The organism is Xanthomonas albilineans (genome assembly GCF_002939705.1).
In the GTDB taxonomy this organism is placed as follows: domain Bacteria; phylum Pseudomonadota; class Gammaproteobacteria; order Xanthomonadales; family Xanthomonadaceae; genus Xanthomonas_A; species Xanthomonas_A albilineans.
Window position 1 is genome coordinate 112,827 of record NZ_MDCB01000013.1, and the last position, 7,374, is coordinate 120,200.

5 protein-coding genes and 1 pseudogene are annotated in these 7,374 nt (G+C 64.0%); 2 read left to right on the forward strand and 4 right to left on the reverse strand.

The genetic code is table 11. The features are described 5' to 3' along the window. Window positions 1-11 precede the first annotated feature (11 nt). On the reverse strand, window positions 12-1,220 hold the full coding sequence (locus XalbCFBP2523_RS12285; protein ID WP_045765334.1) for an aminotransferase class V-fold PLP-dependent enzyme: 1,209 nt from the start codon (window positions 1,218-1,220) through the stop codon (window positions 12-14). Between the two features lie 70 nt (window positions 1,221-1,290). On the opposite strand from XalbCFBP2523_RS12285, the gene egtB reads away from it, so the two are divergent. After that, entirely contained in the window at window positions 1,291-2,580 is a 1,290-nt protein-coding gene (gene egtB, locus XalbCFBP2523_RS12290; protein ID WP_045766624.1) for an ergothioneine biosynthesis protein EgtB, read from the forward strand. Further along, the gene (gene egtD, locus XalbCFBP2523_RS12295; protein WP_045765333.1) at window positions 2,577-3,560 is read left to right on the forward strand and encodes an L-histidine N(alpha)-methyltransferase; all 984 of its coding nucleotides are present in this window, start codon (window positions 2,577-2,579) and stop codon (window positions 3,558-3,560) included. The genes egtB and egtD overlap by 4 nt, the downstream gene beginning before the upstream one ends. A gap of 24 nt (window positions 3,561-3,584) precedes the next feature. Here egtD and XalbCFBP2523_RS12300 read toward each other — a convergent pair whose 3' ends face one another. The 3 genes and pseudogenes from XalbCFBP2523_RS12300 to XalbCFBP2523_RS16590 form a co-directional block, all read right to left on the reverse strand. Beyond that, a complete protein-coding gene (locus XalbCFBP2523_RS12300; protein WP_045765332.1) occupies window positions 3,585-5,228 on the reverse strand; it encodes an NAD+ synthase in 1,644 nt (547 codons plus the stop codon). A 194-nt stretch (window positions 5,229-5,422) separates the two neighbouring features. After that, window positions 5,423-5,989: pseudogene (locus XalbCFBP2523_RS17195) on the reverse strand (type IV secretory system conjugative DNA transfer family protein). A gap of 304 nt (window positions 5,990-6,293) precedes the next feature. Continuing rightward, on the reverse strand, window positions 6,294-7,374 hold a 1,081-nt coding region (locus tag XalbCFBP2523_RS16590), incomplete at its 5' end, for an XVIPCD domain-containing protein (RefSeq protein ID WP_158250786.1).

Below are 7,374 nucleotides of genomic sequence, written 5' to 3' on the forward strand. Positions count from 1 at the left end.
CGTGGCCGCACTCAGGCGCGTGCGACCATGCGCATCTCGACAGCGAGGTCGTGCATCGTTGCGATCTCCAAGTGCAGATACGGCGCGATGCGCAAAGCGCCGTGACGATAGGTGCAGATCACCTGCGCACGCTCTCGCCACGGCAACAAGCGCTGCAAGGCCGCCGCCGGCGGTCGCAGTGCGAACACATGCGGCGCGTGCCCGGGCGCGATCCAGTCGCCCAGTCCCTGCGCCAACAACGCGCCTGCGAACGCCGCGCTCAGTTCGCCCAGCCGCTTGGCGATGCGCGTCGGCTGCCAATGCTGCACTTGCTGCATGGCCGCGTGCGCCATCGCCAGACGCAGTGGATCGGCGACCCCACCGGCATCGAAGCGACGCGCGCCGGCACGGTAGCGTGGCGGCGCGTCAGTCGGGAAATCCCAGTCGCCACCAGGATCGCGCGCTTGCCAATGCTGTTCGAACGGCACGCCGTGCGCCCGCCAGTGCGGCGAGACCCACAGCCAGGCCAAGCCCATCGGCCCGAGCAACCATTTATGCCCAACCGCCACGACGAAGTCCGGTCGCCACGCCGCCAGCCGCGCCGGCAGCACACCCAGGCTTTGACTCAGATCCAGCACCAGCATCGCCCCCGTCGCATGCACGCGCGGCGCGATCCGGTCCAGATCCAGCAGCGCGCCATCGCGCCAGTATGCGTTAGGTAACGCAGCCACACGCACACGCGGCTGCGCATCCAGCATTGCCAGCACCGCCTCGTTCCAGTCCTGCCCCGGCGCGCGCCTTACCACCGCCAGATGCGCGCCGGTCTCGGTGCAACGCTGCTGCCACACCAACAGATTCGATGGAAACTGACCATCGAGCAGCAACACCGCATCGCCCTTGGCTAACGGTACCTGTCGCGCGGCGATGGCCAGGCCGTAGGCCGCCGATGGCACCATCGCCACACCATCATGATCGTGTTCGAACACCGTGACCGCGGCCAGCACACGCAATTGCTCGATCTGCGCGCGCCAATCGTCGAAAGACAAGCGCCACGACGCAATCGAATCGGCCAGCGCCACCTGACCCGCCGCCAGCACGCTAGCCAAGCGCGGCCCCTTGCTGGCCGTGTCCAGATAGCGCACCCCGGCCGGCAACACGAAAGCACCCGGCGCCGCAGGCAAATCGACCACGCACGCCGTGCGCAGATCGCGCGTCTCGATGCTGGAAGCCGCTGTAGACATCGTGCAAGCGTATCGCCAGAATCCGCCATGCGTGACGAAATATTCACAGCAGTCCCCCAAGACTGCGTCGATGCAAGCAACCTCTCCGGCGGCATCAACTTCGACCACGCTCTCCACCGCCACACTGACGGCACGCCTGCTCAAGGTGCGCCAACGCAGCTGGCAACTGGCCGCACCGTTGAGCGACGAAGATGCCATGGTGCAGAGCATGGAGGACGCCAGTCCGGCCAAATGGCATCTGGCACACACCACCTGGTTCTTCGAACGCTTCGTATTGGCGGCCGACCCCGCCTACCGCCCGCTGGACCCGCAGTGGGACTACCTGTTCAACAGCTACTACCAAAGCCTCGGCCCGGCGCACGCACGGCCGCACCGCGGCCTGCTGTCGCGTCCATCGCTGGCGCAGGTGCTGGACTATCGCAGCGAAATCGAAACGCACGTGCTGGCGCGGTTACAGCAGGGCACCCTGCCGCCGCAGACGCTGCAGGCGCTGGAATTGGGGCTGCAGCACGAACAACAGCACCAGGAATTGCTGCTGACCGACATCAAGCATGCGTTCTGGCGTAACCCACTGGGTCCGGCATACCGCTCGGACTTGCGCGTACACCGCGCACCGGCCACCCGTTTGCGCTGGCTCCAACGCGACGAGCAGCTCTGCACGATCGGCGCCGACGCCTGGCCGACGCATGTGGACTTCGCCTACGATAACGAGTCGCCGAGGCACCGCGTGCTGGTGCCAGCGCATGCGCTGGCAAGCCGTCCGGTGAGCAATGCCGAGTACGCCGAGTTCATCGCCGACGGGGGTTATCGCAGCGTCGGCCTGTGGCTCAACGACGGCTGGGCGCGACGCGACGCCGAGGACTGGCAGCGGCCGCTGTACTGGCACACCGACGGCATGCGCGAGTTCACCCTGGGCGGCTGGCGCGAGCGCGATCCGCACGCGCCGGTGTGCCACCTGAGTCTGTTCGAGGCCGATGCCTACGCACGCTGGGCCGGCGCACGCCTGCCGACCGAGGCGGAGTGGGAACAGGCCGCCGCCGGCATCGCCATTGCGGGCAACTTCGCCGATGCCGATGCGCTACACCCGCAACCATCGACGCCGACGGAAACCGGGCTGCAACAGTTGTTCGGCGACGTCTGGGAGTGGACCGGCAGTGCCTATCTGCCGTATCCGGGGTTTCGCCCGTGGTCAGGCGCGCTGGGCGAATACAACGGCAAGTTCATGAACGCGCAATGGGTGTTGCGTGGCGGTAGCTGCGCCACGCCGCACGACCACATCCGCGCCAGCTACCGCAATTTCTTTCCCTCCGATGCACGGTGGCAGTTCGCCGGCGTGCGCCTGGCCAAGGATCCCGCATGAATGCCGCAACCGCCCGTGCCCTGACCGAAACCGCATTGACCGACCTGCATCCACCGCCGGACGACATTCTCGCCGATGCAATCACTGGATTGTCGCGCACGCCCAAGCAATTGCCGTCCAAGTATTTCTACGATGCCGAAGGCTCGCGTCTGTTCGAAGCGATCACCCAACAGCCCGAGTATTACCTGACCCGTATCGAGTTGAGCCTGCTGGAAGCGCATATGCCATCGATTGCGCAGGCCGTGGGCATCGGCGCGCATGTGGTGGAATTGGGCAGCGGCAGCGGACGCAAAACACTACTGTTGCTGGACGGCCTGCGCGCGCCGGTAGCCTATACCCCAATCGAAATGGCGCGCGACATACTGATGTCCAGCACCGCGCGCCTGGCCGAATGCTTCCCGCACATTGAGATGCTGCCGGTGTGCGCCGACTTCACGGTACCAGTCCCGCTACCAGCGCCACAACGCGACGCGCGCCGCACACTGGTGTTCTTCCCCGGCTCGACCCTGGGCAACTTCACCCGCGAGGACGGCATCGCACTGCTGCGCTCGATACGCACGACCATGCGCGAGGACGGCTGCGCACTGATCGGCATCGACCTGGTCAAGGATCCCGCAGTGCTAGAGGCGGCCTACAACGATGCCTTAGGTGTCACCGCTGCGTTCACGCTGAACCTGCTGCGCCGTCTCAACCGCGAAATCGGCAGCGATTTCGACCTGGACCAATTCCGCCACCGCGCGGTATACACACCGGCAGAGCAGCGCATCGAAACCTTCCTGGTCAGCCAATGCGCGCAGCAGGTGCATGTGGGCGGACACCGCTTCGCCTTCGCCGCTGGCGAAGCGATGCAGGTGGAATACAGCCACAAGTACACCGACTGCGGCTTCGGCGCGATGGCCGCTGAAGCCGGTCTGCGCGTCAGCCATGGCTGGAACGCGCAGGACGATGCATTCGGATTACGCTTGCTGCAAGCGCTATGAAGCGGACGGACACACCGCGCGCGGCTAGGCGTGGTAGCCGTTACTGATCGGGTAACGGCGTTCGCGGCCGAAGGCACGGCGCGAGACCTTCGGGCCCGGCGCAGCTTGGTGACGCTTCCACTCGGTGATACGCACCAGCCGTATCACCTGATCGACCACTTCCGCCGCATAGCCAGCGGCAATGATTTCATCGCGCGATGCTTCCTGATCGACATAGCGATACAGAATGCCGTCGAGCACGTCGTAGGGCGGCAGCGAATCCTGGTCGGTCTGGTTGGCGCGCAGTTCCGCCGAGGGTGCCCGCGTGATCACCGCCGGCGGAATCACCGGCGTTGCAGCGGTCGTATTACGCCATGTCGCCAGGGCGAACACCTCCGTCTTGTACAGGTCTTTCAGCGGTGCGTAACCGCCGCACATATCGCCATAGATGGTGGCGTAGCCGACCGCGTACTCGCTCTTGTTGCCGGTGGTCAGCAGCAAGCCACCGAACTTGTTGGCCAGCGCCATCAGGATCAACCCACGGCTGCGCGATTGCAGATTCTCCTCGGTGACGTCGGGCTGGGTGCCGTCGAACAACGGACCGAGCGCCTGCAACACGCCTTCGAACGCCGGCTCGATCGTCACCGTCTCCAGCCGCACCCCCAACGTGCGGCATTGCTCGGCGGCCAGGTCGTTGGAGAGATCGGCGGTATAACGCGAGGGTAAACGCACGGCGGCGACATTCTCCGCACCCAGCGCGTCCACCGCCATCGCCAGCACCAATGCCGAATCGATACCGCCGGACAACCCCAGCCACACCTTGGAAAAACCGTTCTTGCGACAATAATCCTGCACCCCGCGCACCACCGCGCGCCAGGCCAGCGCCTCGCTGCTCGCTTCGCTGGCGCTGTCGCAACGCCAGTGCAACGGCACAAAGCGGCGTGCGGCAGGGTCGTAGTCGACCACCAACCATTGGTCGGTAAACGCAGCGGCGGCTGGATGCACCGTACCGTCGCCGTCGGCCACCACCGAGGCGCCATCGAACACCAGCGCATCCTGACCGCCGACCACATTGAGATAGGCCAACGCCGCACCGCTTTCACGGCTGCGCTCGGCCAGCAAGGCATCGCGCTGCGCGTGCTTGCCACGCTCGTAGGGCGAAGCATTGGGCACCAACACCAGTTCGGCGCCGGCGCGCACGGTCACAGCCAAGGGCTCGGGGAACCACAGATCCTCGCAGATCACCAGGCCCACACGCGTGCCCTTGACATTGAACACGCAATACTCGCCATCCAGATCGACATCGAAATAACGGCGCTCGTCGAACACCGCGTAATTGGGCAGTTCGCGCTTGCGGTAGGTAGCAGCGATGCGCCCGTCGCGCAGCACACTGGCCGCGTTGTAGACCACGCTGCCGGCACTTTGCGGCCAACCGACCACCGCGACGACCCCGTGCACGCACGCGGCGATGCGTTGCACGGCCTGTTCGCAATCGGCGAGAAACCCAGGGCGCAACAGCAAATCTTCCGGTGGATAGCCACTCACCGCCAGCTCCGGGAACAACACGATGTCGGCGCCATACGCATCGCGCGCCTGCTCGATCAGCGCCATGATCCGATCGGTGTTCTGGGTCACGGCGCCTACTGGAAAATCGAACTGAGCCATGGCGAGGCGGAGGGAGGAGAGCATGAACAACCTTGAGATTCGGAAGGGAAGACGCACAGCGTTCTTCCCACAGATGGTCAGGCAAGTCTAGCGAGGATCACGCTCTTCGGCAGCCTACCAAAAAGTGCGTGCGCTCCTGTTGCTCAGCCAACGCCTCTTCCAGGGCATCCAGCCGCTGGCGGAGGTCAGCAGACCCTCGACCGAAAACTCTCATGCGATTACTCCCCGCCCAGCGCGAGCCGGGGTACCTGCGGTGCTTGCAGCAACAGCTTCTTGAAGTAGCTGTCCTTGTAGTAAAAAATCTTGTTCGCCAGGATCGGATAGCCAATGCCCTCAATGAACACGATGGCTTTATCCGGTGCCAGCCCCTTGACCTCATCCGGATTCATCAGCGGACGCCGATCCAGCACCTCGGTATAGCTGTGGCTGTTACCCTAGCCGTATGACTGCGTGCGCTGCCGACGGCGCACGGTGGTCTCGCCCAGCAGCTTCGAATATTCCTCGGCATCGCGCTGTTCTCGTGGAGTAAACACGATCCGCACGCCGAGATTGGTGATCAAGCCGCGCGCTGTGTCGGCGCCATAGACCGATTCCAACTGCGCAATCGACTGGATCACGATCACGATGCGGATGCCATAGCCAGCGACCCAGCCCACGGCCACCGGGACGATCTCCACCCGGCCCAAGGCCGTGAACTCGTCGAGCATGAACATGCACTGGGATGAGGTAGAGCATGACAGGCAAGCCGAAGCCGCAGATACCCGACAGCTTGATTTTCGTGGCATACGGATGCCACACAGGCTGATCCACCACCTGCCAATAGCGCCAATAGGTCAGCAGATGGACCTGTGCGTGCTCTCCGAGCAAGGTCAGCACCAAAAAGCCACAGATACAGCCCGGCGATGGCAACGGGCAGCAACGCGATGAGGGCGGTAATGCCTTTGGTGCGCGAATTCATCGGGGGCTCTTCCTTGGGAAATCGGGTGTGAGGGAGACTGCAACGCCCTGTGGCGGGTGAAGTCGTCAAGTGCGATGTTGCTCTGCGCATGGTCGTCCATGCGGTGTTGCCTGATGAATTGCAGATGCCACCTACAGCTTCATGACCATGCCCTGCCCTTGCATCTGCGCCGCACGCTGGGCCTGCATCGCCTGCTCGGCGAGGTTCTGCTGCTCCACCGTCTGCAATTGCTGGCTGGCCTGGGCCACGTCCGGCGCTTGCGCCAGTTCCGGCGCAAAGATACGCGCCACGATCTTTCCTTCCGATTGCACCACGTAATTCGGCGTCTGGGTCGCATACCCCTGTGGCATCCCCAAGTGGACACGCTCCACTTCGGTCTGACCGAACTTGCGCGCCTCCACCACCACGTGCGCCGCATGACGGTCCAACTGTTCCGGATCCGGTGCCGGTCGGCCCCACCTTTCATTGGCATTGGCGATGGCATTACGGGCTTGTTCGAACATCGCATGGCGCGGATGCGCGGGATGACGCATGTCCTCGGCGGTGATCGTGATCGGGGCAATGGCACGGCTTGGCGGCTCTGGGTGGGATGCTTCACGCGCCTTCCAACTCGCGGCATGCTGCTCGGGCGACTTCGCCAACGCCTGTTCGGGATCGATCCTCAACACATGGCTCTTTTCGGTGAACGAATACGGCTGGTCATAAGCCAGCAGTTGGCCCTGATGCTGCTTGAAACCTCTGATGCTATGTTCGTATTGCGGATCGATGCCGAGGGCGTCAGTGAACCCGGCCGCCAACCGTTCCTGCTGCGCCGGACCGTAGGGCAATTTATCGCCGTTCCTGGGCAATGTATGGGACTGTTCCAGCGCATTCTTGAACTGTGTATAGCGCGAGTGCATTGGATGGTCCGGATGACGGAAGTCTTGGAGATGCTCATCCGAACGCGGTGGGCGCGTCGGCGGGGTATACAACATCGCCTCGCCCGCTTGGCGCTGTTCGTGTGGATGTGACCGGGTGTCTTGGTTGTGGCGCTGTTCGTGTTCGCGTTGCTGCGCGTCCATTGCTTGGCGGTGCAACTGCACGTGTTGCTGCGCGAGCTGGTGTTGCTGCTCGCGCGCTACCTGCGCTTGCTGTTCCTGCTGCTGCAATTGCGCGATCCGCGCCTGTTCCTGCATGTCCACGCTGGCTGGTTTTTCATGGGCCGGGGCGCTG